The following is a 25,820-nucleotide window of genomic DNA, read 5'->3' on the forward strand; positions in this document are numbered from 1 at the left end:
TGTCGTCCTTAAACTTTTATTGTTCGAGTGGCGAAATACTCCGCTCTGTCGCTGCAATCGGCAATAGTCAAAGCATGCACGGGGGGTGGAGGTTTTAGGCAGTGTCCAGCCTGCTCGTGCCACAGCGCAGTCGTGCACGTTTTGAAGCGATCGCAGCCTGCCTATAGCCGTCCGGCGTGTGCTCACGCCTTGCGCTGCAACACCGCCTCGCCCGCCCGAGGCGACAGTCGCCGGTTATCAAGCAAGGCCAGCAACGCAATAAGGGCGACCCAGACGAACGTCAGCTGGAAGTCATTGGTGTGGGCCTGACCGGCATTGCCATGCAGGTACATCGAACCGCGCAACAGCAACGCGGCAATGGCCACCCCCAGGCCCATGCTGAGTTGGAAAAACATGCTGAACATCGTCGACGCGTCGCTCATTTGCGCTTTCGGCACATCGGCGAAACCCAAGGTATTGAACGCGGTGAACTGCATCGACCGCGACAGGCCGCCAATGAACAGAATCAGCAGAATCAGCGGCCAGCCCATCTGCTCGTCGAGCAAGGCGCAGGCAGCGATGGCGACAACCCCGATCACCCCGTTGCCCATCAGCACGGAACGAAAACCCCAGCGCTGCATGACCTTGCTGGTAAACGGCTTCATCGCCAGGTTACCTGCGAACACACCAAGCACCAGCACGCCGGAATCGAACGGCGACAGGCCAAATCCCAGTTGGAACATCAGCGGCAACAGAAACGGTAATGTGCTGATGGCGATGCGAAACAACGAACCGCCGAACAGGCTGACGCTAAACGTACGAATCCCGATGACGCCGACGTTCATCAACGGCTGTGCACGCCCGCGCATGTGCGCCCAGGCCAGCGCGCCGCTGACCAGACCGGCACCGGTCAGCAACAGTCCGGGCCACTGGCTGTCGCGCCCCTGGCCGAGCATTTCCATGCCATACAACGAGGCGGTACACGCCATGGCCACCAGCACGAAACCGCTGACATCGAACGCACGGCGACTGACCTCGTTGCGTCGCGGAATCAGCACCCAGGTGGCGATCAATGCGACGATTCCCAGGGGCAGGTTCAGGTAGAAAATCCACGGCCATGAGGCGTGAGTGACGATAAAACCGCCCAGTGGTGGCCCGAGTATCGGTGCCACGAGGCCAGGCCAGGTGATCAGGGAAATCGCCCTTACCAGGTCCTTTTTTTCGGTCGCCCGCATGACCGCCAACCTGCCGACCGGGACCATCATCGCTCCGCTGATACCCTGCAACACGCGGGCGGCAACGAAGGTATCCAGGCTGGCGCTTGCCCCGCACATCAGGGATGAAAGGGTAAACAGCACGATGGCTGCGCCGAAGACCAGGCGCGAACCCAGGCGGTCCGCCACCCAGCCGCTGATGGGGATGAAGGCCGCAATCGCCAGCATGTAGGCGCTCATGCCGATGTTCAGGTCCACCGCCGCCACGCCGAACGTGCTGGCCATTTCCGGAAGCGCGGTGGCGATCACTGTCGCGTCAAGGTTCTCCATGAAAAACGTGACCGCGACCAGCAGAGCGATCAGCGTTGATTGGCGTTGCGACATCAGGACGCTCCTCACGTGAACATGCGGCAGCGCCGCAGCGATTGATTAAGGCAGCAAATACCGCGTCACCGAGTCGCTGATCATTGCTTTGTGCCGAACCTTCACCAGGGGGTCCTCCAGCTCGATCTGAAAGATCTCGGAGAAGGTATGCCGGTTCGACACGCGGTAGAAGCAGAAGGCGCTCATCAGCATGTGCAGATCGACGGCCTGTACACCCTGGCGAAACACCCCTTGTTTTTCTCCACGACGCAGCGTCTCGTCCAGCGCCTGCAGCACGTCCTGGCTCAGGCCGCGGATAGTCGGGGATTGCTTGACGTTCTCGCCGTTGTGGATGTTCTCGATGCAGACGATGCGCACGAAATCGACGTTGCGGTCGTGATGATCGAAGGTGAACTCCACCAGGCGCTGAATCGCCGCCATGGGCTCCAGCACATCAAGGTTCAACCTGCTCTCGGTGTAACGAATGTCGCCGTATAACTTCTCCAGCACTTCGCCGTACAGCTGCTCCTTGCTGTTGAAGTAGTAGTAGATCATGCGTTTGGAGGTTTGCGTGCGTTCAGCAATGGCGTCGACCCGCGCGCCGGAGAGGCCCTGGGCAACGAATTCGGCAATGGCAGCCTGGAGGATACCGTCGCGGGTTTTTTCAGGATTGTTCTTGCGGCTCTTTCGTGGCGCCTGAACGGACGCTTGGGCAAGAGTGTCGTCGACAGTTTTCATGCTGGGCTCACGACCACGTTGGAATGGCGCGATTATGGGCTGCCGTGCCCCATTACGGAAGCGGCATATGCCAGCATGCTAACGATCTGTTCCGAACACGCGCGTCGGGTGCCGCCCCGGATCACGCCACCGCCGGCAGGCCGGCTGCTACCGGGCTCGAGTACCACGCCATATTTGCGCACGCCACCAGATGCTGTGGAAGGCCCCGCAGCTTTATCTGCGGCAGCGAATGTGGGCGCGGCGCTCATGCCTTCGTTGCCAAGCCTTGGAATGCTTGTTCGATGTCACCAATCCGGGTCGGCCGCACCAGCCGCCCGACTTCCTGGCCGTCGCGCATGAAGACCAGCGTCGGCCATAACTTAATCTTGAATGAACGCCCCAGGCGTCTGCCGCTGCCGTCTTCAATTTTCAGGCGGCGTACGTGGGGGTAATCGGCCATGACCTTGCCGATCAACGGTTGCGCGGCATTGCAGTGACCGCACCATTGGGTGCCGAAGTCGATCACGCTGACGCCAGGCAGCGCGTCGACGTCCTCGCGACTCAGGGTTTGCGGCGCATAAGGCTCATCTGTCATGTCTATTCTCCGGTCACGATCAGCGCAGTGTAACGTCAGGCGCCAACGCCTGAAAAACCCGGATACCTGAAGTACGCAGTGGTTTGTACAAGAACGTGGATGGCGGCCGGTCGACTTCAGGCCTGACCGGTCAGTGATTTGCTATCCGGTATTTCCACGCTATTTCTTTACCTTTATTACCTGCACGTTCGTGGCTATGTATTCACCTTGACCCGGCTTCTCAAGGTCGACCTCCCGGGTGAACGTCACCTCTGCACCGTCAGGAGGAAGCGTTCCTCCACTTGAAGCGGCCGTGAAGTAAATCTCGTCATCAACATCCGCGTCATCCTTTTCCTCTGGAGGCGCGTACTTGATCCAACCGAAACGTTGGTCGAGGTTACGCTTTACCACTTTCCCTGTGAATTGACTCATGATCATCACCTATTGTTTCGTTGATGCAGCCCCTGTGAATACCCGACAGCAATGGCCGCTGACTTGCCGTCGTCCGCGAACGGCAATTGGCTCAGCCACTCAGTCCAAGTGCCGTCCAGAGTTCGTATCGAGGCCTGATATGACGAGGCTTGTAAGGATTATTGCCGCGAAGGCTGGCGCGTGCTTGCGAGCTGATGGATGAGGAATCATCCCCTTCGGCCAGCGCTATGGACGACTCCAGCGTTCCTCGCAGGATATTGACTTCAATGGCCAACCCTTCGATTTCATTGACCCTGGAGACGAAACGCGAACGGTTGGCCCATTCGTAGAGTCTGGCCGGCCGCCCTGTCAGGTTGAGAGGATCCGGGCCGTCCCAATAACCTCTCAGCTTGCCGACCCAGCTACTTCTGTCATAGGTCGGCATCGGCTCAAGCGGTGCGGCAGGGGCATCAAGGTAATTGCTCACCTTGCGCATGGACGTGCGCAGGCGCATCCGCAAAGGGAGGCGCGTGGCGCCCAGTTGAGCTTTGTAGATCTGGGCGAGGCGTCCTTGACCTTTGAAGAGGCGGACAAAGCTGCGACCGAGTGCTTTTGCCCCGCGCCCTATCAGGCGTACCGTGCGTCCGACCGCGCTGATCGTCTGCTTGAGCAGACTGACAACCGCCTTGATCGTCCCCATGAAACAGGCTGCGGACAGCACACCCACCGCCATCGAGGCAATACCCAGGGCCTTGGACAGTTCCGCATTCGACTCTGCGGTCAGCACCGAGGCCACCTCCAGCCCGAACGAAGCGGCGCTCAACGCCGTCAATGCACCGAACAGCAACATGGAGGCCGTTCCCCCGGAAAAAACCGTTGCAGCAACGCCTACAACCGTCAACACCAACGACAAGGCCAGCCCGCGCCATTTGCCACCGACTTCCATGGCCTGAGTGTCCCTAAGCTCGTGGTCGAGGTCCTGCAACACCAGATTCTGCTCCCAGCGGCTGAGCATGATCGCACCACTGGGGTCATGCAGGTTGACCGGGTCCGGGCAGTGCTGGTAGGCGTTGTGGCCGCCCTCGCCGACCGGGGCCAACCAATCGGGCTGAGCGTAACGGCACAGCGTCGGGTCGTAGCTGCGGTAGCCATTGCCGGCATGGTATTGGCCTGTGACCGGGTCGCGGCGCATGCCGTTATAGCCGACGCCTACCTCGTCCAGCACGGCGCCCTCGCCGAACGGCAACAACGGCGCCAGGCTGAGCTCGCCATCCTTGACCTGCCCGGCGACACCGACCTGCGGATCGTCGATCAGCCAACGCACCTGCTCCCCGTCATACTCGGCAAGCCCGGCCGAGAGGCTGGTGCGACGGGTAACGGCGCGGTCCTTGTCGAACCAGACTTCGCCAATCAGCTCATCACCGTCGTAGCGCAGTTCACGGATGCTCTCATCCGCATTGACGTACTGCGCCGCCAAGCGTTGATAGCCGTCGTACTCATAGCGTGCCAGCGGCACATCGTCGGCATCGCTGACCTTGCTCAGTTGGCCGCAGGCGTTGTAGGCAAACGTAGGGCCCTGCGCATCAACGGCCTTGAGGTAGCCATTGTCGTTCCAGGTCAGGGCTTGGGACTTGGAACCGCCCTTGACCGCGGTCATGCGCGTTGGATCGGTGCTGTCGTCATAGCTGAACGCCCGGGTCACGACCGAATCATCGAAGCCAGTGGTCACACAGCTGAGGAGGTTGTCCAGTGCATCCCAGGTGAATACTTGCCCCTTGACCGCCTTGCCATCAACGTCTCTGGGGCAATGCGTCGCATCGTTGGCATCGCAGTCATAGCGCTTTAGTCGATCGAGTTCGTCGTAGCTGAAACGCTCAGTGGACGTCAGCGTGCCGCCCTGGTAACTCGCCTTGCTCGCCAGGCGCCCATCCGCGCGCCAGGTCATGCGTTGCTCGAAGCGCGAAGCTCCGTTGTGCAGGAAAGTCCGAATAACCTCGCGACCAAAGTCATTGTGTTCGCTGAGCACCTGCCATTGTTCGCCAGCCATCAATGCATGGACCTGACGCGACTGCAGTTGACCCGATGTGTTGTAGCGGTAGGCCACGTCCTCATACGCCTGACAGGTACGCAGGACACGTCCCTCGTTATCGACGAAACCGCGCTGCCAATGGCCATCGGCGCGCAGTGCTGCCACGGCGGCGCCCCGCAGGCTTCGCCACTCGGCACTTTGCGATTCGCCGCGCGGCGTGGTTTGCGCCTCCTTGATGCGGCCAGGCAGGCTGGGGTGGGTAAAGCTGTGCTTCCAAATGTCGTTTGCGGTGCTGCCCGACGCCACGGTGGTGACACCCTCTTTGCGCGTCAGGCTGGCCACGGCGCTGTCGCTTGCGCCCCATTGGACCCCCTCGGCATCGACTCGCGTGTGTAAACGCGTTTTGTCGGGCAGGGTCACTGTGTCGTCATCGAAGGTGTAGGTCCGGCTGCCGACTTTGCGTGATTGCAACGTAGAATCGTTGGCCATTTTCTGGGTGACTACGACCTTGCCACCTACCTTGAGTTCGGTGATCTGGTTGCTGAAGCCATGATAGGTGCGCTCGATGAGGGTGCTGTCAGGTCGCGTTATCCGGGTGACTCGACCCAAGGCGTCGCGCTCGAGCGCATATATGCGTGTTTGGTCGCCGACGACCCGCTCGCTGCGCACCACGCGGCCGTTTGAATCAATATCTTGGGTCAGCCTCAGTTGCTGCTGTACGATGCCGTCCGACAGGGTTTGCGTGCGTTTGAAGGTGCCATCGGTTTTGGTCAGGTATTGCGTGGTGCGTTTAGAGAGGCGGTGTCGGGACAGGCGTTGCTCAACGTCTAATCGGGTTTCCACGTCCTGTTGCGAAATTACAGCGTTAAACAAATTTGAATCACAAAGGTCAAAACCTTTCGTCGCGTCCTTGGCCGCATCATTGTTGAGAAACACATAAAACATCCAAGGCTCGGCATTTTCTATATCAGGCTCTCTCTTCAGCACTTCAACGTCAACAAACCCCGGAATCTTTATCAACTCAGCAGGTTCGACTGAAAGCGCCGAAGCATAGGCATCATAAATTTCAGAGAGGAATTCATTGCCTTTTAATCCTAGCAAGCCCTGAAAGAACTTAAGCACCTTTGCTCTCTGAATAAGATGATAATCAAATACCTTCACGGTCAGGCAATATGCCGACTGAATCTTTCGCTTGATTCGCTCAGCATCGTCAACCAAATTCGCACCTTTACAACGCTCCAACCACAATAAGCAATCGGCAAACGCTATGACTGGTGAGTTTTCTGCATTTTGAAACGCTAGATAAGAAACGTTTGTGCCTGGTGTTATCTTGTTTACCTTCGATGAAGTCTGGGAACCGCCCACTTCTTCTTCGAGACCTGTGGCTCCCCGTTCAATTAACCAAGGCTGACGCCCCTGCTGCGGCTGCACCTGAGTCCTTTCGACAACGGCCTGGCCACCCGGCAAATAATCCCACTCGCAACTGCCCATCACTTGCGACTCATCCAGCCCTTGCAGCGAACACTCGTACAGCGGGAGATAATCACTAGAGCCGGCCCTTCGCCACTCACTGCGCCATGTCCGCTGCAAGCCGTCCAGGTACGCACGGCTTTCATCGCCGTTGCCATGAAGCTGCGTCGCCAGCTTGCCATCCGCGGAGTAGCGGGTCTGGGTGCGTGCACGCGCTTTCTGCTCATCGGCCCTGCTTTTTTTGCCTGGCTTGAGTTGATACTGCGCCTCATCGACCACACGCCCGACGGCGTCGTACATCCACGTCTTCTCGATACCTTGTTCGACTCGCTCCAGGCAACGCTGGCTGTAACGGGAACATCGCTCGGTACTGACCGTTTGGTTGCCAGCCTGGGTTTTTGAAATCATACGCACCACGATAGATGACTTATTAGGGTTGTCTTCGCAGAGGCACGTGGTTTCCAGCGAGAAAGTATCAGGGCCCAGATGAGTCAGCTGTTTATCGGTGAGGCTCCACTCCCTGACTTTGCTCTCACCGGCGGGCGTGGTCTTGGCGGTGACCGGCGAGACGGTATTGATGCGCTGACGCCATAGCACCTCATCGGCGGTCTTGACCCATGCGGTGCTGCTGAGAAGTTGCCCGTCGAATGTACCTTTTACGCCTATCCCTTCAAGCACCACCTGTTGCTCAAGCTCAAGGAATGTCCTGCCGCCACGCTGCACCGAGCGATAGCCAAAGAGTTTCAAACCCAGCGAGTTGCCGAAGTCGTCGCATTGATACTCGGCCATCAGCGGGCGCACCGCATAATCAGGCAGCTTGGGGCAGCTCAATTGCGGCACACCCGACACGCTGCTCAGGCCATTCAATCTGGCAGCACTGACGATGTTCTCCCCGCCACCGGCCGGGTAGTAGGCGCTGTAAAGGGTGTGCTGGCCCTGGGTGATCAGTTTTATCGGCAGGTCATCGGCGTCCTGTTCGGTAATTAACCTATCGATCGCCTTGCCCAGTGCCGGACGCCGCGACGCCGGACAAACCTGCAGCAATGACTCAATGGAACGGATCAAACGCCTCCGGCCTCGCCGACCGTAGCGCCACACGATTTCGACGATAGCCTGCTGATACTTGACCCGCTGTTGGCCAAGCAGCACCGCTTTTTTGTCCCTAATGCCCAGTTTGAACTGTTCAATAGCCTTGACCAGATCATCGCCGTATCCCGTGTAGCGAATAACCTGGGCGTTGCCCGATTCCCGTGCCTTGAACTCCAGCCATTGGCTGTCGGCCGACGCCGAGCCCGCCACCAGCTCCTGACGCTGTATCTGATCGTTGAGGCCGAACACCTGCAGGTGGTGCTCTCGTGCCCCATGCGCACCGCGCTCGCCCTCGACGATGTACAACTGGTCCGATGTGTCCAGCAGGCGACCGGTATAGCGGTAGGTATTGACCTGATTTTCTTGCCCATCACCCGGAATCAATGCATGCAGCACAGCCTGGGGCCAAAGGGGTTTGCCTGTTCCCCGAATGCCTGGCCTGTATTGCACGCATTCGACCGAACCATCGAGCTCCGTCAGCCGGCACAGCACTCGATCCAGGGTCGGATCGTCGGCATAGTCACAATCGACCTGCTGAATGATTTCCTTTGTTTGCTTCTTTGTTCGCTCGTTTGTTTTTTCCTGTGTGCGCGTGAGTGTGCGCAATAAATAATCGCGCAACTGCAGTTTGACCTCGAAGCGCTCATCGCTCCCTGGCCACACCTGCATGTTCACCTGTGCACTGGTTTTGTCCGGGGTTAGGTATTGCGCAGTGAACAACGCCTCTTCCCCGCTCTTGATGGCCATGAGCAGAAATTGCCCTGTCTGGCGCTTCCATTCCAGGTCCAGCGCTTGGCCATGCAGCGAGACGATGCGTGAGGGCAGCAGTTGCACGAAGGGGCGTTCGTAATAAGCAATACGCTCGTCCATTTCCTTGACGCTGCCATGGTTTTCCCATGCGCGGAGGGCTTCGTCGTAATCGAGCTTGGCGCCGATGTAATAGCCAACGGGTGAAAGAACCAGAAGCACCCACTGTGTCCAGTGCGCGGGGACCGCAGGAAAGTTCGGTTTACTTTTTGTCTTGATGGCCTTAAGCATCTTGATGATGTCGGCGACAAATGTGGCGTTTGGCTCTTCCTCGTCGCTGCCCACCGCAGCCGGTTTGCTCAGGACCTCCCGCCGGCCACTGGGCAGATCGAGTGTGAATTGGCTGTAATCCTTATTAGCTTGCACCAGGCAGTGTTTTTTGTTCAGCGGTTTTTCCTTGCCAAGCACCTGCCACTCCTCACTGGTGAACGTGATCCGCATGCCATTGGCCAACGTCAGGCAACGTTCACGCACATCCAGGCTGGAAAAGCGCCAGGCCCAGCCGTCGCCAAGCCCCGCTTCGTTGCCGCGCAAGGCCGAATAATGCAAGGTCAGATCACATATCGGGCCGAGCCCGTGCAAGCCTTGCAACGTGGCGACCGGGTAATGCGCGTGGAACAGGCCGGTGCGCGGGTCCACGCCGCTTTCCCCCTGACCCAGGGTGTCAAAGATTTCCGAGCGCTCGGTATTGCCGTAATCCTCGCACAGCAGGCTGGTCGGCGAGTAACGCGTCAGGGCGCCGGCTGGGGTGTACGAGACCGGCTGCGGCGCTTGCCAGAATTGCGTTTCACTAAAAGCACCGATATGGCCAATGGTGTGTTCCTTCTCGCCCCACATTTTCTCCGGGCAATCCAGGCACACCTCATAGGTGCATTGCTTGGCCATTGCACCCCAGGTGATTCTGTCGGCCGTCACTGAGATCGGCCATGCTACCTCTTCGCCAGACACCTCCTCAGCCGGCATTGCAGGCACGCAGGCGACGATGCGCAGGCCTTTGTTCGAGGCAGCGCGATTCAGACGAAACTCCAGCTCTCCGGCATGAATATCAATGGTGACCCGCAGTGAGCCAATGCCTGAGGCGAGCGTTACCGTGGGCAAAGCGGCTGCCGCCGTCGTTGCAGAGTCAACGTCAGCGACGACGGGTTCAACAGGGTCGAGATCGACTTGCAATTCGCAGTAGCGCGGCATCCAAACCTCTGCCTCATCCTGCATCTGCGCCTGGCTTGCCAACTGCACTTGCAGCTCGGGCCAGGCCTGATCCTTGAGAAACTCGCTGAGCGCAATGCGCCAGGATGTTTGATCGAATTCAGTCTGATCTTCCGCCGCAGGGGTGAACACCGCTTCATGCAGCACCTGCCCACTGAAAGGATGGCGCACCGTAATCTGCAAATCGTCAGTCGTTTGCGAACCTTGCGGTAGCTCAAGGGCAAGCTGCGCAAGCCGATTCCCCGCATCCGCCAGGGAGGTAAAAATGCGCAGTGCATCACCCCGGTGCCAGAGTCCGAGGCCGTCGGTAGCCGTGACCTTGAGGTTATCGTCAGTTGGACGGGACACACCAGCTCGCAGATAGGCCGACACGTCTGACTGATTCAATGCCGTGGCCCACGCCGCCAGCCATTTTCCACCGCCCAGCTGGGCGGTACTCGGGCTCCATTGATGCTTAGCCAGCAAGCGGTCGGAATACGTGTCGTAAACCCAGGCGTGTAGGGTGCTGCCTGCGTCCAGCGCCTGTGATCCCTCCACTATGCGGCTTTCCCACCAGTTCGCCAGCGTCAGCGTGACACTCAGTTCGGCGCACTGCGGCCCCCAAAAGGCGTTACCCTTCTCGGCGGGCGCCACATGGCAGTTACCGCCCGGAACACCCGCACGCAGCAGATGGCTGTCACGATTGATTTGCTCACACAGAGACCTGGTCCAGCCTGCTGCGGCCTGCTTCTCGGCAGCCTGGAAGAAATGCTGCTCGAAGAGCGCCTGAGTCTTCAGGTCACGCACTTGCAGGCAAAGGGTCTGTCCGGGGAGCAACGGGAAGTGCTCATTGCAGGCCAGCACCTGTATCAGGTTGGCTGTAAAAGGCGCATTGGTGAATGCGCGGTACTTCGCATGGCACCAAAGACGCAACGGCGTCGTTGCGGTCGAGAAGGTACTGTCCTCGCGCCACGCCCCGGCAGTCATGGCTGCGCCCTGGCCTGCAATGTAGCGGGCGAATGCTTCAGGCCACTGATCGTCCTTGAGCGTAGTCGCTTGGGCAACGTAGTCGAACCGGCTGATCTCGCCGTCGCGACGATTGACCAGAAACGCGCTCAATGTCTCACCGACAGTCAATTCTCGCTCAGCCTTGATCGGCACCGTGCTGTACCAGCCATCGTCGACGCTGCCTGCACGCTCCAGCGTGAAGTCCTGCATGTCAGGCAGATAGCCGTCGGGCTGGGTGGAAATCAAGTAGGGCACGGCAGACGGCTCGACCGTCTGTCGTCTGACCTCAGTCGCAGGCTTAACGTGATCTTGCCCGGATGGAGATTGTGCGACCGCTCCTGCGGGTTGGGCCGGCTCGACCTCATCTGCAGGGTCAAGGGCCTCTGGTGCAGCTGGCAGTTTGGCAAGGTCTACGCCCTGCAAGGCATACATATTCTCAATAGCAGAAATCAGAACATCATCGACGTCTTCATTCGCGCCGCGTACACCTTTGAAAAGGGGCAGCGCGGGCGCGAGAGACTTATAGACCCTGCGACTTTCTTTATTGGCGCAAAGATCCAGCCAGACATTCACTTGCCCGGACAGGACGCTGCGCGTGTTTCGAACTTGTTTCACACAGCCAAAAACATACGCTCCGTCGAACATCTCGATCAAGAACGGTCCGCTATCAGGTGGCAAGGCGGGTTGATCAGATTCGGCAATAACAAACCCGCCGGCGTTGATGAGCGCACTTAGTTGTCTGGCTTCTTCACTTTTCCTGAGATCAACTTGAGGGATCTTTTTTATAGCTTCATATGCCACGCGCTTTTGTTCTTTCCCTCCGGGTAAATAAAGCACGATATCCGGGCCATCCGCCCTGACATATGTGTATTGCTCACCGTTTAATTCAATGAGTTCGTCGGCTTTTAAAAATTTTTCAATATCACGACGTGCGTAGGCCATCCTGGCAGTCCTCTGAAACGTTGTTGCTATCCATTAATTGCGCACGCAGATGCAACCAAGTCGCTGTCAGGATCACTGAATGTGCCTCAAGCAGGTCGGACGATCTTCAGAAGGCATTGCACGCGTTACATTGACGTAACGGACAAAACTGATGGGTGCGCAGGCCCTATAAAAAGGCCCCGTCAGAAAAGTGTAGTCATGGAATTTCACGCTCGGGCCAGAAACATCTCTACGGTGACGAGCGGCATGGCACCACCCGCTCAACGACCGACTCATCACGCCTGCAACTTGCAGGACTGCTGCAGCAGTATTGGCTGTTCCACAGGTGATTTAGAGGACCATCCCGTCCTGCGCGACGATCACATGCCCCGGCAGTGCATCGGCATGCTCGATCAACCAGGCATCCAGTGTGTGCCCGACGTGGTTCAGCACGCCCTGCCCCGGCTGCAGTTGCTTGATGATCTGCAATGCCAGATTCAGGTCATTGTGATTGCGCGGTGTTTGCGGTTGCGGGGGTAAGGAGCAGTCGAGGACAAGCACATCCAGCGATTGCTGTTGCACAAAGGCCGTGGTGTCCGCCGGCAAGCCCGCCGTATCAGTGAGATAGGCCATTCGCCGTCCGCCACCTTCCAGCAGGTAGCCCAACGTCGGTTTGGAGTGCAGCAATGGCAGCGCCGTGACCTGCAGGTCTCCCAGCACGCGGGCTTCGAAGGGCGCGAACGGCTGACTGAAATCCAGGATGCCAGAATGCTTGTACAGGTCCGACAGCCCATGCGGGTCCGCCGGGCCGTGCACCGGAATCACCAGTCCCTGGCCCCAGCGAAGGTGCAGCAGACCCTGTGCGTGGTCGGCGTGGTAGTGGGTCTGGAGAATGTCATTGAAGCTACGCGGCGGGAAACGCTCGGTAAGGTCCGGCAGGCCGCTGTCGATCAACCAGCGCTGATCGCCTGTTTCCACCAGCGCCGAACAAGGCCGCCGGTGCCGGCGCGGGTCGGCGTGAGCAGCTTGACACGCTCGACACGGGCAGCCATAAACCGGAACCTGCCGCGCATCCCCGGTGCCCAGCAGCGTCAGGCGCATGCGTGTTCGCGGTCAATGCGCTGCAGCAGGCTCGCAACGGTTTGCTCCAGGGCCCCGGAGTTGTCCAGCAGGATGATCGGCGGGCCATTTGACGCAGCAGTCGTGGCCAGCAGGTCATCGGCAAACTGCGCATTGCGCGACAGCCGCGCCTCGATCTCCTGCGCCGACTCCCTGCCTCGGGCCAAAAGACGCTGGCGCAGGATCACCTGATCGACACTCAGCAGCACCACCAGCAACTCGGGGTAGCGCGCGCGAGCCTGTGGTAGATGACCGCGCGAGCCATTGATCAGCACGTCGTGCCCCTCGGCCAGCCACAGGTCGATCTCCTTCGCGATCCCGTAATGCAGGCCGTTGGCGAACCAGCTCAGGGCAAACGCGCCCTGTGCCTGCATCTGCTTGAACGTCTCGACACTGACCGCCTGCGCCGCTTCGCCCTTGGCTTCGGCCGAACGAGTGATAACCCGGCGCACGATCCGGCAATCGCGTGCGGCCATGGGCTCGCGAGCGGCATCGAGCAGGCTGTCCTTGCCCGAACCGGACGGTCCGATGAGATAGATCAACCTGCCTGCCATCAGAAAACCCTCTTCGCTTGTCGCCAGACCTGCTGGATTACCGGCAAGGTGCCCACTGCCCGGGCGTGGATCAGGTCGGCGCGCAGACCCACCCGGATTTCCCCGCGATCGTACAACCCTGCCGAGCGTGCAGGTGCCAGACTCACGGTGGTCATTGCCTTGGCCAATCCTGTCCCGGCCACCGCCTGGTGTTCATCCAGCTGGGCGCCGAGCGTAAACGCTGTCTGCAGCAGACTGGCCGGATAATAATCGCTTGAGAGAATATCCAGTAGCCCTTCTTTGGCAAGGCTTGCGGCGGCAACGTTGCCCGAGTGCGAACCGCCGCGCACGATATTCGGCGCCCCCGTCAACACACGCATGTCCAGACGACGACACGCCTGCGCCGCGCCCAGGGTGGTGGGAAACTCGGCAATGGTCATGCCATACCCCGCCGACTCTTCGACGTGCTCGACCGTGGCGTCATCATGACTGGCCACCGACAGGCCCCGCGCCAGGCAAATGTCGACGATGGCCTTGCGGTAACGGTCACTGTAAATCTTTGAGTTAGCGACCTGCTTGACGATGAGTACGTCCATTTGCGCGCTGCTCAGGTGATATTTACCCATGTAGTACTCACGGTACTTGGATTCCATGGCGAACTGGCGCTGGCCCGGCGAATGGTCCATGGTCGACACCAGTTGCACCAGTGGCTGCTCCACCAGATCGCGAAACACGCTCAGGGTGTCCGGGTGGCACACTTCGCAGCGCAGGTGCAGGCGGTGCTCGGCGCGGGTCATGTCGGCCGCGTTGGCGTTGGCAATGACCTGGACCATGCCTGGCAACTGCTGCATGCGTTTGCCCTTGGGGTTGACGTCGGCGATGGACAGCGCGTCGAACACAGTGGTAATACCCGCCGCAATGATCTGCGCATCGTGGCTCATCACTTGGCGTCCTATTGCTTTGCCAGTCACGCTAAAAATCAGGAGATCCATCCCTTGGCTGAAACCGGTTCTGCTTACTACCGTTTCGAACGCCTGAACCTCGACTCGGCGGACGGCCAGCGTCACTACCGCCTGGACATCGGCATTCCGCGCACGTCGCCGCCTGCGACGGGCTACCCGGTGATGTACCTGCTGGACGGCAATAACGTCATGGCTGAGTTGCAGGAGGACTGGCTCGGCGAACTCCACGCAGGCACCCCGCCATTGCTGGTGATGATCGGTTACGACATCGACGGTACCTATGACGGCGAGCAGCGCACGCGCGATTACACCGGGACCACCTGCGACGCGTTTTTGCGGTTGCTGGACAAGACGATCAAATCAGACGTCCAGGCCCGTTATTCGGTGGATCTTGCGCGGCAAACGCTCTGGGGGCACTCGTTCGGCGGCTTGTTCGTGCTGTATGCGTTGTTGCAGGCGCCCGAGGCGTTCCAGACCTGGGTCGCTGCCAGTGCTTCGCTGTGGTATCAGCCGATTACGTACGATAACGGCATGGCGCTCGATGCATTCCCGACAGGCACCGTGCCCACAGTACGACTGGTCAAAGGGGAACGAGAAGGCAAACCGCCCATCGCACGGTTCGATGGCGGCTCACCGCAACGAAGAAAAGAAATGTCCGCAGTGCCCGCTGACGCCCACCGCCTGCTGGCCGAACATTTGGCGACGCTGCCCCGCACGCAGGCCAGCTATCAGGTGTTCAGTGGCCGCAATCATGGGCAAATGTTCACCACAGCGTTGCATTTGGGGCTGCGCAGGGCGGCCGGATTGCCCGAACAGCCTTGAACGGCGACGCAGTTCGGTGGCAGCACGGCATGCCGTGGGTCGCGACCTTGACGTCGTCCCCGTAGGCAAGCCGGACGGCCCCGCGGCGTGCCGCCCCAAGCGTGTCTTCCGATGACTTAGATGCGGAACGTTCCCACCAAATGCTGCAACCGTGCTGCCTGATGTTCCAGGTGAGAACAGGCGTCCAGCGTCGATTTCAGGTTGTCGACGCCTTCCTGGTTCAGCGTGTTGATCTCGGTGATGTCAACGTTGATCGATTCGACCACCGCCGTCTGCTCCTCGGTCGCCGTTGCCACCGACTGGTTCATGCCATCGATTTCGCCGATGCGCCGGGTCACGCTGTTCAGGCGCTCGCCGGCCTGGTTGGCAATAGTGACGCTGCTTTCGCTCTGGCACTGGCTTTCAGTCATGTTGACCACGGCATCGCGCGCGCCGACCTGCAATTCTTCGATCATGCCCTGCACCTGCTGGGCGGAATCCTGGGTGCGGTGCGCTAGATTACGCACCTCGTCGGCCACCACCGCAAACCCGCGCCCGGCCTCTCCTGCACGCGCCGCTTCAATGGCGGCGTTGAGCGCCAACAGGTTGGTTTGCTGAGAAATGCCGGTGATCACTTCAAGTATCTGGCCGATGTTGGCGGTCTTGTTGTTCAGCGTTTCGATATTCACGCACGACTCGCTGATCTTCTCCGACAGCTGATTCATCGCCTTGATGGATTGGCTCACGACGTCCTGGCCTTCACTGGCCAACTGCGTGGCTTCGCTGGAGTGCTGCGAGGCCAATGCCGCGTTCTGGGCGATTTCCTGAGCGGCGGCGCCCAGTTGGTTGATCGCCGCGGCGACGCTGCTGGTGCGGTTGGCCTGTTGATCGGAATTACCCATGGACGAATTGGAGGCGCCGACCACACGGGCTGCCACCTCACTGAGCTGACCGGCGGTGGACGCCACTTCGCGGATCGAGCCGTGAATACGCTCCACGAAGCGGTTGAACGACTGCGCAAGAGCGCCAAACTCATCCTGAGACACGATCGACAGGCGCTTGGTCAGGTCACCCTCGCCGTCGGCGATATCCTGCATCGCCCGGCCCATTTGATGCAGCGGTTGCATCAGCACCCGTATCAGCAGGCCCAGCAGCAACATGATGATGACCACCGCGATAACCATCGCGGTGATCGCCGACGAGCGGAATTCGCTAAGCATCGAGTAGGCGGTGTCGCGGTCGAGCACCAGTGCCACGTACCAGTTGGCCGATGACAGACCTTCGACCTTGGTGAACGAGATGAACTGCGCCTTGCCGCCGGACTCGATCTCAGCCACGCCGGGCGCAATCCTCGGCGCGCCGTTGGGGTAGGCTTCGCTGACGTTCTTGAGCAACAGTTTGCTGTCCGGATGGATCAGGATCTTGCCGTCGGCGCTGACAATGTAAGCGTAGCCATGGCCGCCAAAGTTCAGCGAGTTGATGGTGTTGCTGATGGCCTCCAGGGAGATGTCCGCCCCCGCCACGCCGATCATCTGCCCTTGCTGGCGCACCGGCGTGGCCAGGGTCACCACCAGTTTGCCGGTCGAGGCCGCGATGTAGGGCTCGGTAACGATAGTGCCCTGCGCCGCATCGGCGGCCTTGTACCAACCGCGGGCCCGCGGGTCGTAGTCGGCGGCGCGGTTGCCGGCTGGGACCGAGACCATCACGCCGTCCTTGCCGCCGAAGTAACTGAGCTGAAAGTTGCCCGGATACACCGGCAGGCCGATGGTCCGTTGCAGGCTGGCCGGAGCCGGGCCGTCAACGGCGATCTGCTGCGCCATCGAGTTAAGCAATTGGGTGCGGCTGTCCAGCCATATCTGAATGTTTTGCGTGGTCAGACTTCCCAGTTGTTGCAGTTCGGCATCCACATTGTTTTTCAGGGTCGCTCGTTGGCGGTAATCGTTTACCAGAATGAAACAGGAAAACGCGACAACAACTATCAGTGCAGCGGCCAACAGGATCTTTCTGCTGAAACCCAGACTTTTGATCATACGATTGTGTCCATAACCAAGAATGACAGCGACGGGAACGCGCAGCCGATCAGGCGCGCGCCGCGCTTTGTACGGGGTTAAGCGGAGAAAGGGAAGGCACGTCCTGAAATATAGTTCGGCCAATTGCAGGCGGAGTTGAAGACCGATCGTCGAGGAAACTTTTTAGATGTTGTTTGAATGCAGCGAGCGTGTATGAAAATGCTCTGATGTACCGCAAACGCCTATTAACGCGGATCGATCATGATCCATTAATGTGCTGAGATTTGAGTCAATGTGTTTTAGCAGCGCGGCTTGCCAGCAGTGGCGTTTTTGCTATCGCTGCTGCCAGTAAGCCGAGCCGTATTGCGTGTATCAGGCACGCCAGGAGGGTCGTTATTTGGCAAACAACTGCCCGATATCCTTGAACGCCTTGAACTCCAGCGCGTTGCCGCACGGGTCGAACAGGAACATGGTCGCCTGTTCACCCACCTGGCCCTGGAAGCGAACATAGGGCTCGATGACGAATTTCACGCCTTGGCCCTGCAAACGGTCGGCCAGCGCTTGCCATTCTTCCCAGCCCAGGACCACACCAAAATGCAGCACCGGCACATCATGGCCGTCCACCGCGTTGGTTCCGGCGTGAGCCTGAGAGTCGGTTTTCGGGTGTTGGTGAATCACCAACTGATGGCCGGAGAAATTGAAGTCCACCCAATGCTCGCTGGAGCGGCCCTCCGGCAGGTTGAACACATGGGCGTAGAAATGCCGCGCAGCTGCCAGGTCATAAACGGGAATGGCGAGGTGAAAAGGTGAAAGCGTTTGGTTAGTAGCGGTCACGGCGAATTCCTCTGGGCGGGATGGGGCCATCTTTACCCCATGATTCATTGATTGAAAGATCCTGTTTGCATGTCTGCACCTGGCTGCTTCATCAGACCGACTGTAAATGACACCTCACTCGCTCGCCGTTCTCGACGCCTTTGGCGGGCAGTAACGCCTGCGGTTTTTCGCAGCCAGTCGTCGCCTTCAGGCAGCGGTCCCTGAAAAAGCAGCCCGTGGGCAGGTTGCGATTGCCCGGCAGCTCGGTCGGCGCCGAGACCTGCGCATCGTCCACCGCCACGCCCAGTCGCGGCACGGCCTCGAGCAGCAGTTGGGTATAAGGATGTCGCGGCCGCTCCAGCACTTCGCTGGCGCTGCCCAGTTCAACGATCTGCCCCAGGTACATCACCGCCACCCGGTCAGCCATGTGCCGCACCACCGAGACGTTGTGCGAGATCAGGATGTAGGTAAGGTTGCGGCTGCGTTGCAACTCGGCGAGCAGGTTGAGAATCTGCGCCTGCACCGAGATGTCCAGTGCCGAGGTCGGTTCATCGAGCACGATGATGTCCGGATCGGATGACAGCGCCCGGGCAATGGCGACGCGCTGGCGCTGACCTCCGGAAAACTGATGGGGGAAACGGTCCATGTACTCGGTGCGTATTCCGACCTGCGAGGCAACCCTGGCAGCGATGTCGCGCATATCGCGCCGGGGCGCCGAGCGCTGTACGAACAAGGGCTCGGTGATCACTTTCCACACCGGCAGCCGCGGATCCAGAGAAGATTGCGGGTCCTGGAAGACGATTTGCACGTTACTGCTGCGTTCGCCGGGGTTGTTGTAGATCCAGTCGAGGGTGCCCGAGGTCGGCTTGATCAGGCCCATCAATAATTGCGCCAGGGTGCTCTTGCCGCAGCCGGACTCCCCCACCACGCCCAGGGTTTCTCCGGCGCGCACTTGCAGGTCGATACCGTTCAGGGCGTGGGCCAGGGCCTTGGGCCGACCGAGCCAATCCTTACCCATTGGATAGTGCACCCGTACGTCTTGCAGGCCGAGGATGGTGGGCCGATCGCTGGACGCAAATGCAGCGGTTGTGCGGGTCATGGCCGTGACTCCTGTACAGGCAATAGTGGCGCTTCACTCAACCAGCAAGCGCTCTTGCGATCGCCACTGGCATCAATGATCTGCATGGGCGGGCGTTGCAAGCATTTGGGCATGGCAAAGGCGCAGCGGTCGCGAAAGGTGCAGCCCTCGGGCAGCGCCGACAGATTGGGCACCTGGCCGGGAATGGTCATCAGGTCTTTACCCGGCTCGACCTGTTCCGGCAGGCCGCTGAGCAAGCCTTGGGTGTACGGATGTCGCGGGTCGGCCATAACCTGGGCAGTGACGCCCTGCTCCACCACCGCGCCGGTGTACATCACGTAGACCCGGTCACAGAATTGCGACACCAGCGCCATGTCATGGGTAATCAGCAGAATCGCCGTGCCGCGCGCCCGGGCTTTTTCCCGCAACAGCAGCAACACCTGGCGCTGCACGGTCACGTCCAGCGCGGTGGTCGGCTCGTCAGCGATCAGCAACTGCGGATCGCAGGAAAACGCCAGGGCGATCATCACCCGCTGACGCATGCCGCCGGACAGTTCGAAGGGATAGCTGTTCATCACCTGCTCGGGGTCGGCGATGTGCATGTCACGCAGCAGTGCGATGGCCTTGGCGCGGGCGTCGCCCTTGCTCAGTTGCTGATGATGGATGATCACGTCGAGCATCTGCCGGCCAATGCGTCGCGTGGGGTTCAGCGCCGTCATTGGCTCCTGAAAGATCATTGCGGCGTCGCGGCCACGAACCTTGAGCAGGTCTTTTTCCCTGGCCGTGAGCATGTCGCGGCCGAGGATGCTCAAGCTGCCGCTTTTCACGTGATAGGCGCGCTCGGGCAGCAGGCGCAGGCTGAGCATCGCGGTCACCGATTTGCCGGAGCCGGACTCGCCGATCACGCCGACGATCTCACCAGGATTGACGTGCAGCGATACGCCGTTGAGCGCCTTGACTGTGCTTTTATAGGCCGGAAACTCGATGCTCAGGTTATCGATGGTCAACACCGCAGCGTTGCTGGCCGATGAAGTGTGAGAATGGGTCTGCATGGTCATTTCCCCTGCTGACGGGGGTCGAGCAGATCACGCACGCCGTCGCCCAAGAGATTGAAACCGGTGGCCGTGATCAAAATCGCCAGCCCCGGAAATGTCGAATACCACCATTGATCGAGGATGTAGTTGCGCCCGGTGGCGACCATCGCACCCCACTCCGCGGTCGGCTGCTGTGCGCCCAGGCCGATGAAGCCCAGCGCCGAGGCCATGAGAATGGCGCTGCCGATGTCCAGGCTCAATTGCACCAGCAGTGGCGGCATGGCGTTGCGCGCCACGTGCCACACCACCATGTGCCAACGTCCGGCGCCGAACGTTTCGGCAGCTTTGACGTACCCCATCTGACGAATGCTCAACGCTTGCCCGCGGGCCAGTCGCACGTAAAACGGGATGCGCACCAAAGTGATCGCCAGCATGGCATTGAACAGGCTCGGCCCCAGTGCTGCGGCCAGCGCCATGATCACTACCAGCGATGGCACCGACAGCATGATGTCCATCAAGCGCATGATCGATGCATCGAAGCGCCCGCCGATGATCCCGGACATGCAGCCGAGCAAGCCGCCGGCGAAACAGGAAGCAAAGGCGACGAACAGACCCACGCCCACGGACTGGCGGCTGCCATACAGCACCCGGCTGAACAGATCGCGGCCCACCTCGTCGGTGCCGAACCAGTGCGCGGCAGAAGGCGCGCCGAGCCGCTGAGTGAGGTTCAAGGCATTGGGGTCGTGGGACGCCAGCCATGGGGCGAAGGCCATCACCAGCAGCACCATCAGCGTGATGAGCAGCCCGGCCATGGTTAACGGGCTGCGACGTATCTGGTGCGCCAGGTAGGCCAGTCTGTCCTGCCAGCGTGAGGCTTTGGGCAGCGGCGCCACCACAGGTGCAGTGAATGGAGTAGACATCTCAGTTGACCTCGCCAATGCGGGGGTCGATCAGGCGGTATAGCAGATCGATCGCCATGTTCAGCAGCACATAAATGAAGGACACCAGAATCGCGAAGCCCATGACTGCCGGGAAATCCAGCGACTGGATCGACTTGACGACGTATGCGCCCATGCCCGGCCAGGCAAACACGGTTTCGGTCAGCACCGCGCCGTAGAGCAGATCACCAAGGGTCAAGCCCAGCACCGTCACCGAGGGAATCAGCGCGTTGGGCAGTGCGTGACGCAGGATCACCGCCCATTTCGACAGGCCATAGGCGCGCGCGGTGCGGATGTAGTCTTCGCCCAATTGATCGAGCATGGCCGAGCGGATCTGTCGTGCCACGACGCCAAGATTGACGAAGCCCAAGGTGATCGCAGGCAGGATCAGGTGTTGCACCGCGTTAAAAAACAAACCGGTATCGCCTGCCAGCAGCGTGTCGATCAGGTAGAAACCGGTCACGGTCGGCGGCGCGTCCAGCCCTTCATCCAATCGCCCGCTGCCGGGTAGCCAGTTCAGGTGGCCATAGAACAGCACGATCAGGCCCAGTCCAAGCCAAAACGCAGGCGTCGAGATACCGGTTACCGCCAGCGTTCGCGCCACCTGGTCGATGAAGCGGTTGTGGTACACCGCGGACAAGACGCCCAGCGGCACCCCGACCAGAATCGACAAGGCCAGTGCCACCAGTGCCAGTTCAAGGGTCGCCGGGAAGAACGCCTGCAGATCCTCCAGCACCGGTCGATGGGTGCGAATGGACGTGCCCAGATCGCCATGCAACAGGTCGAGCATGTAGCGCCCGTATTGTTGATACAGCGGCAGGTCCAGACCCAACTGGTGACGGATGTTCTGCACGATCGCGTCGGTGGCACGGTCGCCGGCAATCAGCCGCGCCGGGTCGCCCGGTATCAGGTGAGAGATGCAAAAGGTAATCAGGGAAACGCCGAACACCACCAGCAGCAGGCCGCCAAGGCGTTTACGCAAAATATTCAGGAAGGCCATCAGGCACCTCGGTCACGCATTCGATCGATAACGCGAAACAGCTCGCGGACACGGCGTTGCAGCGGCCCTGCGTCCGCTGCGGGGCCGTTTGAAACAACGAAGAAGACTTGGAGGGTTACTTGGTGATCGTGCCGACGTTGAACACTTGTTCGAGCATCGGGTTGAACACGTAACCCTTGACCTTATCGCTCATCGGCAAGGTATAGGCCTTTTGGTACAGGTAGGCGTAGACGCTGTCGCTGAGCACGATCTTCTGTGCCTGTTGATACAACTGGGTACGCTTGGCCATGTCGTTGGTGGTCGCCGATTCGCGGATCAGCGTGTCCACTGCCGGGTTTTCATACATCGAACGGTTACCCGCCAAGCCTTTCAGCTTCGAGTCGAAGAAGAAGTTCATGAACATGTAGGGGTCGGCGAAATCCGGGCTCCACGAGCCAATGGCGATATCGAAATCGCCGCTGCCCAGACGCTCGCGCATGCTGGCGTTGGCCAGTTTTTCCAGCTTCAGGTTAACGCCCAGCGACTGCAGCCCCGCTTGCAAGGTAAGACCGATCGGTTCCCAGTTCGGGTCCTTGTCCGAATACATGAACGTCAGGTCGCTGATCTTCGGCGAGACCTTGGCCAAGTCATCTTTGGCCTTGCCCATGTCCTGCTTGAACGCAGGCAGTTTCTCGTCATAGGCCCACATGCCCTGCGGGATCGGCCCGTTCAGCGGCTTGGCCTTGCCTTTGAGAATGCCGTTGATGATGCCGTCGTAATCCAGCGATTCGACCACAGCGCGGCGCGCGTCCGGGTTGTTCATCGGCGCCTTTTGGGTGTTCAGGTACAGCAGGGTCACGCGCAGCGACGGGTAGTCGCCAACGACGATGCCGGATTTCTTGCCCAGCGCTTCGAGCTGGTCTTCGGGCATGTCTTCGATGATGTCCAGATCGCCGTGTTCCAGTTGCAAGCGGCGCACGGAGGCTTCACCAATGATCTTGACCACGACCTTTTTCAGGGTCGGTTTAGGCCCGGCGTAATAGCTGTTCTGCTCCATCGTCAGGGTCTGGCCCTTCTGCCAGTTGACCAGCTTGAACGCGCCGGAGCCTGCCGTGTGATTGGCCAGATAGGCGTCGGCGCCTTCGGCCTTCTTCGCCACGTCCGGGTTGATGATCGCCGCCCCGTTGTGCGCCAGGGTCGAGAGGAACGGCGCATACGGCGCCTTGAGGGTGAATTTCACCGTCAGCGGATCGACCACCGACACTTTCATGTCGTCCGGGAACGCACCCGACGGGCCTTGCTTGAGCTTCATCACGCGGTCGAAGGAAAACTTCACCGCTTCGGCGTTGACCTCGGCACCGTCATCGAACTTGTTGCCTGGCTTGAGCTTGAATTCCCAAGTCAGGTTGTCCGCGGACGTGGACCAATTGCTGGCCAGTTCACCGGCCACCCCGGTGCTGCCCTTGCCGTTCTCGACCTTGTAGGTCACCAGTCGCTGATACGCAGGATAAGTCACGGTCCAGTCGTTGTTGTCGATGGTCACGGCCGGGTCAAGGGTCTGTGGATCGGAGGGTTTGCCGATCATCAGGGTGTCCTGAGCCACGGCTGCGCTGGCCGACTGCCAGGCGCCAAGGCCCATGGCGGTGCAAAGAAGCGCCATCGCCAGCTTGCGGGGAGTCACGATTGATTTCATGCCGGTTCCTTGATCATTCGATGTGTGGAAGTTCGTCAGGTTTTTTATTGCTATACCGGGCAGTCAAAGCTCGGAGGGCTAGCCTCCGACGTGGCGCGTCCCGGTCTTTTTGGAGCCAGGTCGTCGCCAAATTCAGCCGGGATTCATGTACGTCCCGGTCAGGTGTCACGGTTATCACAGTCGTTTTGCTTCAGCTCGCCGGACGGATCGACGCGTCGTCGATCAGGGCGTATTGCTCAGCGTCGGGCAATTCGTAATGCCACCATTCGCTGTCGATGTAAGTGAAGCCCGCAGCGAGCATGATGCCCAGCAGCAAGAGGCGATTGCGTTGCACGTCGGCGGGCAGATCGGCGAAGAACTGGTGCGAATGCTCGCGCATGTCATCGAAGCCGGTGCCCATGTCCAAAGCTTTGCCACCGGCATCAATGAGCGTCAGGTCAACGGCCACCCCACGCGTGTGGTGCGACCCCAGCCCCGGATCACGCACGTATTCGGGGTTGGGCAACGCCTCCCAGAGCAGGTATTGGGCATATGGCGGGCGGTAGGCATCGAAGATGCGCAGCCGCAGACCGGCCTGCCGCGCCAAGACGCTGGCCTTGCGCAGGCAAGCCTCGGCATCGCGGTGCAGCAGGCAGCGCGGGTCCTGATAAATCCGTTTGCCAGCGAGGTTGTCGGTGCCGGCGTAGATCAGGTCGATTTCGACCTGCAACGCTTGTGCATCGACTTCGACGAGGGGGCTATTCACGTAAAACACTCCAGATCAGAAACACGTTCATCACGCGCGGGGTCTCTTGCCGGTCGGCTCACTCGAACTGACCGAACAGTTGTTGCAGCTCACGGTTTTTCGCCAGACGCAGGTCCAGCCGCTCGCCGTACTTCTCGGCGACAGCCGACAACAGCAGGTTGAACAGACAGGCCAGCGGTGCCAGGGAGTCCCAGAACTGGCCGACGTCGGAATCCAGTTGCAGCAGATCGGCTGGGTAGTCCCTGGCCCACGGGCAGTGGAAATCGGTGATGAACGCTAACGGCAAGCCCTGCTGGTGAGCGACGTCACAAAAGGTTCTCGCCACGGCGGAATAGGTGCGGAAGTCGGCGATCACCGCATAGGGATTTTCGAACTGCGAGTTCAGCGATTCGGCGTATGTGCCGGACAGCCCGTCGACGTAGTAGACCTTGGGCCGCAGGTATTCCAGGTGGGTGAAAAACGCATTGAGAATGCCGCGGGTGGTCTGGATGCCGACAATGAACACCGCATCGGCACTGTGCAGACGCTCGACAATGCGGGCGAAGGTCTCACTGCGAGCCATTGCATAAACCCGTTGAATGGCTTCCAGCTCGCGGTTCATCGAGCGATCGAGGCCGTCGCCCAGGGTGCTCTGTTCGCGAAATGCGCCAAGGCGATCAGTAATCACCCAAGGGCTGGCGCCGTCTCCGCGCAGGCTTTGCTTGACGTCATCGATGTTGCGATAGCCCAGCGAACGCAGAAAGCGTCCGACCGAAATTCCGGTGGTGCCCGTTTGTTGAGCGATGCTGTCGGCGGTTTCGAACGGCAGTTTCTGCGGATTGGCCAGGAGATAACCGGCAATACGTTTCCCTGTCGGCGTAAGGTCGCTGAAACGCTGTTCCAAGGTATCGAGAAATGGACGACTTTCCATGGGGAATCCGTGGTGACGACGGGTAAAAAAGAGCGAAAAAATGTTATCTGTCGTTCATTTTTTCGCAAGATGTTATCAACATAACATCGGTTTTTGAGGGGGCACAATCCTTTTTTTCAGAAGATTTCAGAGGAGGAAAAACGTGATTCAGCGTGGTGCGGGCGAGTGTGGAAATGCGCGTTTATTGGGCAAAAAGTGACGGGGAACTCGCGTTGATCGGGCCCGCGCCTTGCGTAGGTATACGGTGACCGACGCTCTGCGCAACCCCTGGGACGCAGAGCGTCCTGACCGGAATTGCCACGCAGAGCGTGGGAACAATCAAACGGGGAATTCGCGTTGATCGGGCCCGCGCCTTGCGCGGGTATAGGGTGACCGACGCTCTGCGCAACCCTTGGGACGCAGAGCGTCCTGACCGGCGTTCCCACGCAGAGCGTCACTA

At 59.8% G+C, this 25,820-nt stretch carries 17 protein-coding genes and 2 pseudogenes; 1 reads left to right on the forward strand and 18 read right to left on the reverse strand.

Annotated features, from left to right (window positions below):
- Nucleotides 1-182: 182 nt before the first annotated feature.
- From B3I26_RS18835 to B3I26_RS18870, 8 genes and pseudogenes are all read right to left on the reverse strand, one after another.
- A complete protein-coding gene (locus B3I26_RS18835; RefSeq protein WP_296259808.1) occupies nt 183-1,577 on the reverse strand; it encodes an MFS transporter in 1,395 nt (464 codons plus the stop codon).
- Between the two features lie 45 nt (nt 1,578-1,622).
- Complete coding sequence (locus tag B3I26_RS18840) at nt 1,623-2,294, reverse strand: TetR/AcrR family transcriptional regulator (RefSeq protein WP_296259810.1); 672 nt, start codon at nt 2,292-2,294, stop codon at nt 1,623-1,625.
- Nucleotides 2,295-2,538: 244 nt separating this feature from the next.
- Entirely contained in the window at nt 2,539-2,868 is a 330-nt protein-coding gene (locus B3I26_RS18845) for a thioredoxin family protein (protein WP_296259812.1), read from the reverse strand.
- 159 nt (nt 2,869-3,027) lie between these two features.
- On the reverse strand, nt 3,028-3,279 hold the full coding sequence (locus B3I26_RS18850; protein ID WP_296259813.1) for a hypothetical protein: 252 nt from the start codon (nt 3,277-3,279) through the stop codon (nt 3,028-3,030).
- 91 nt (nt 3,280-3,370) lie between these two features.
- Nucleotides 3,371-11,101, reverse strand: coding sequence for an RHS repeat-associated core domain-containing protein (locus B3I26_RS18855; protein WP_296259814.1), 7,731 nt, complete (start codon nt 11,099-11,101; stop codon nt 3,371-3,373).
- 1,017 nt (nt 11,102-12,118) lie between these two features.
- A complete protein-coding gene (gene phnP, locus B3I26_RS18860; RefSeq protein WP_296259815.1) occupies nt 12,119-12,868 on the reverse strand; it encodes a phosphonate metabolism protein PhnP in 750 nt (249 codons plus the stop codon).
- Nucleotides 12,859-13,440 (reverse strand): phosphonate metabolism protein/1,5-bisphosphokinase (PRPP-forming) PhnN, encoded by a 582-nt coding sequence (phnN, locus tag B3I26_RS18865; protein WP_296259816.1) that lies wholly within the window; start codon nt 13,438-13,440, stop codon nt 12,859-12,861. Before phnN ends, phnP begins: the two co-directional genes overlap by 10 nt.
- Nucleotides 13,440-14,363, reverse strand: a pseudogene (locus B3I26_RS18870) (alpha-D-ribose 1-methylphosphonate 5-triphosphate diphosphatase); the annotation flags it as partial. The gene phnN and the pseudogene B3I26_RS18870, both read right to left, overlap by 1 nt.
- Nucleotides 14,364-14,414: 51 nt before the next feature.
- On the opposite strand from B3I26_RS18870, the gene B3I26_RS18875 reads away from it, so the two are divergent.
- On the forward strand, nt 14,415-15,203 hold the full coding sequence (locus tag B3I26_RS18875) for an alpha/beta hydrolase (RefSeq protein WP_296259817.1): 789 nt from the start codon (nt 14,415-14,417) through the stop codon (nt 15,201-15,203).
- 116 nt (nt 15,204-15,319) lie between these two features.
- On the opposite strand, the gene B3I26_RS28930 is transcribed toward B3I26_RS18875, so the two are convergent.
- From B3I26_RS28930 to B3I26_RS18920, 10 genes and pseudogenes are all read right to left on the reverse strand, one after another.
- Nucleotides 15,320-16,084 carry a methyl-accepting chemotaxis protein gene (locus B3I26_RS28930; protein WP_409521988.1) on the reverse strand — a complete coding sequence of 255 codons (765 nt, stop codon included), beginning with the start codon at nt 16,082-16,084 and terminating at the stop codon, nt 15,320-15,322.
- Between the two features lie 93 nt (nt 16,085-16,177).
- Nucleotides 16,178-17,212 (reverse strand): annotated as a pseudogene (locus B3I26_RS28935) (HAMP domain-containing protein); the annotation flags it as partial.
- 372 nt (nt 17,213-17,584) lie between these two features.
- On the reverse strand, nt 17,585-18,025 hold the full coding sequence (locus B3I26_RS18885; RefSeq protein WP_296259821.1) for a VOC family protein: 441 nt from the start codon (nt 18,023-18,025) through the stop codon (nt 17,585-17,587).
- Between the two features lie 91 nt (nt 18,026-18,116).
- Complete coding sequence (locus tag B3I26_RS18890) at nt 18,117-19,103, reverse strand: oligopeptide/dipeptide ABC transporter ATP-binding protein (protein ID WP_296259823.1); 987 nt, start codon at nt 19,101-19,103, stop codon at nt 18,117-18,119.
- Entirely contained in the window at nt 19,100-20,140 is a 1,041-nt protein-coding gene (locus B3I26_RS18895; RefSeq protein ID WP_296259825.1) for an ABC transporter ATP-binding protein, read from the reverse strand. The genes B3I26_RS18890 and B3I26_RS18895 overlap by 4 nt, the downstream gene beginning before the upstream one ends.
- A complete protein-coding gene (gene ddpC, locus B3I26_RS18900) occupies nt 20,137-21,036 on the reverse strand; it encodes a D,D-dipeptide ABC transporter permease (RefSeq protein ID WP_296259827.1) in 900 nt (299 codons plus the stop codon). Before ddpC ends, B3I26_RS18895 begins: the two co-directional genes overlap by 4 nt.
- 1 nt (nt 21,037) lies before the next feature.
- A complete protein-coding gene (locus B3I26_RS18905; RefSeq protein WP_296259828.1) occupies nt 21,038-22,054 on the reverse strand; it encodes an ABC transporter permease in 1,017 nt (338 codons plus the stop codon).
- A 115-nt stretch (nt 22,055-22,169) separates the two neighbouring features.
- A complete protein-coding gene (locus B3I26_RS18910) occupies nt 22,170-23,726 on the reverse strand; it encodes an ABC transporter substrate-binding protein (protein WP_296259831.1) in 1,557 nt (518 codons plus the stop codon).
- A 190-nt stretch (nt 23,727-23,916) separates the two neighbouring features.
- Complete coding sequence (gene ddpX / locus B3I26_RS18915) at nt 23,917-24,471, reverse strand: D-alanyl-D-alanine dipeptidase (RefSeq protein WP_296259832.1); 555 nt, start codon at nt 24,469-24,471, stop codon at nt 23,917-23,919.
- Nucleotides 24,472-24,529: 58 nt separating this feature from the next.
- Nucleotides 24,530-25,381, reverse strand: a complete 852-nt coding sequence (locus B3I26_RS18920; protein ID WP_296259833.1) for a MurR/RpiR family transcriptional regulator — start codon at nt 25,379-25,381, stop codon at nt 24,530-24,532.
- Nucleotides 25,382-25,820 lie beyond the last annotated feature (439 nt).

It is taken from the genome of Pseudomonas sp. UBA5706, assembly GCF_002419965.1.
In the GTDB taxonomy this organism is placed as follows: Bacteria; Pseudomonadota; Gammaproteobacteria; order Pseudomonadales; family Pseudomonadaceae; genus Aquipseudomonas.

Coding starts and splice junctions, on each gene's coding strand:
- B3I26_RS18835 (WP_296259808.1), bottom strand. CDS start 1,577: ATGTCGCAACGCCAATCAACGCTGATCGCTCTGCTGGTCGCGGTCACG.
- B3I26_RS18840 (WP_296259810.1), bottom strand. CDS start 2,294: ATGAAAACTGTCGACGACACTCTTGCCCAAGCGTCCGTTCAGGCGCCA.
- B3I26_RS18845 (WP_296259812.1), bottom strand. CDS start 2,868: ATGACAGATGAGCCTTATGCGCCGCAAACCCTGAGTCGCGAGGACGTC.
- B3I26_RS18850 (WP_296259813.1), bottom strand. CDS start 3,279: ATGAGTCAATTCACAGGGAAAGTGGTAAAGCGTAACCTCGACCAACGT.
- phnP (WP_296259815.1), bottom strand. CDS start 12,868: ATGCGCCTGACGCTGCTGGGCACCGGGGATGCGCGGCAGGTTCCGGTT.
- phnN (WP_296259816.1), bottom strand. CDS start 13,440: ATGGCAGGCAGGTTGATCTATCTCATCGGACCGTCCGGTTCGGGCAAG.
- B3I26_RS28930 (WP_409521988.1), bottom strand. CDS start 16,084: ATGGGTAATTCCGATCAACAGGCCAACCGCACCAGCAGCGTCGCCGCG.
- B3I26_RS18890 (WP_296259823.1), bottom strand. CDS start 19,103: ATGACCCGCACAACCGCTGCATTTGCGTCCAGCGATCGGCCCACCATC.
- B3I26_RS18895 (WP_296259825.1), bottom strand. CDS start 20,140: ATGACCATGCAGACCCATTCTCACACTTCATCGGCCAGCAACGCTGCG.
- ddpC (WP_296259827.1), bottom strand. CDS start 21,036: ATGTCTACTCCATTCACTGCACCTGTGGTGGCGCCGCTGCCCAAAGCC.
- B3I26_RS18905 (WP_296259828.1), bottom strand. CDS start 22,054: ATGGCCTTCCTGAATATTTTGCGTAAACGCCTTGGCGGCCTGCTGCTG.
- B3I26_RS18910 (WP_296259831.1), bottom strand. CDS start 23,726: ATGAAATCAATCGTGACTCCCCGCAAGCTGGCGATGGCGCTTCTTTGC.
- B3I26_RS18920 (WP_296259833.1), bottom strand. CDS start 25,381: ATGGAAAGTCGTCCATTTCTCGATACCTTGGAACAGCGTTTCAGCGAC.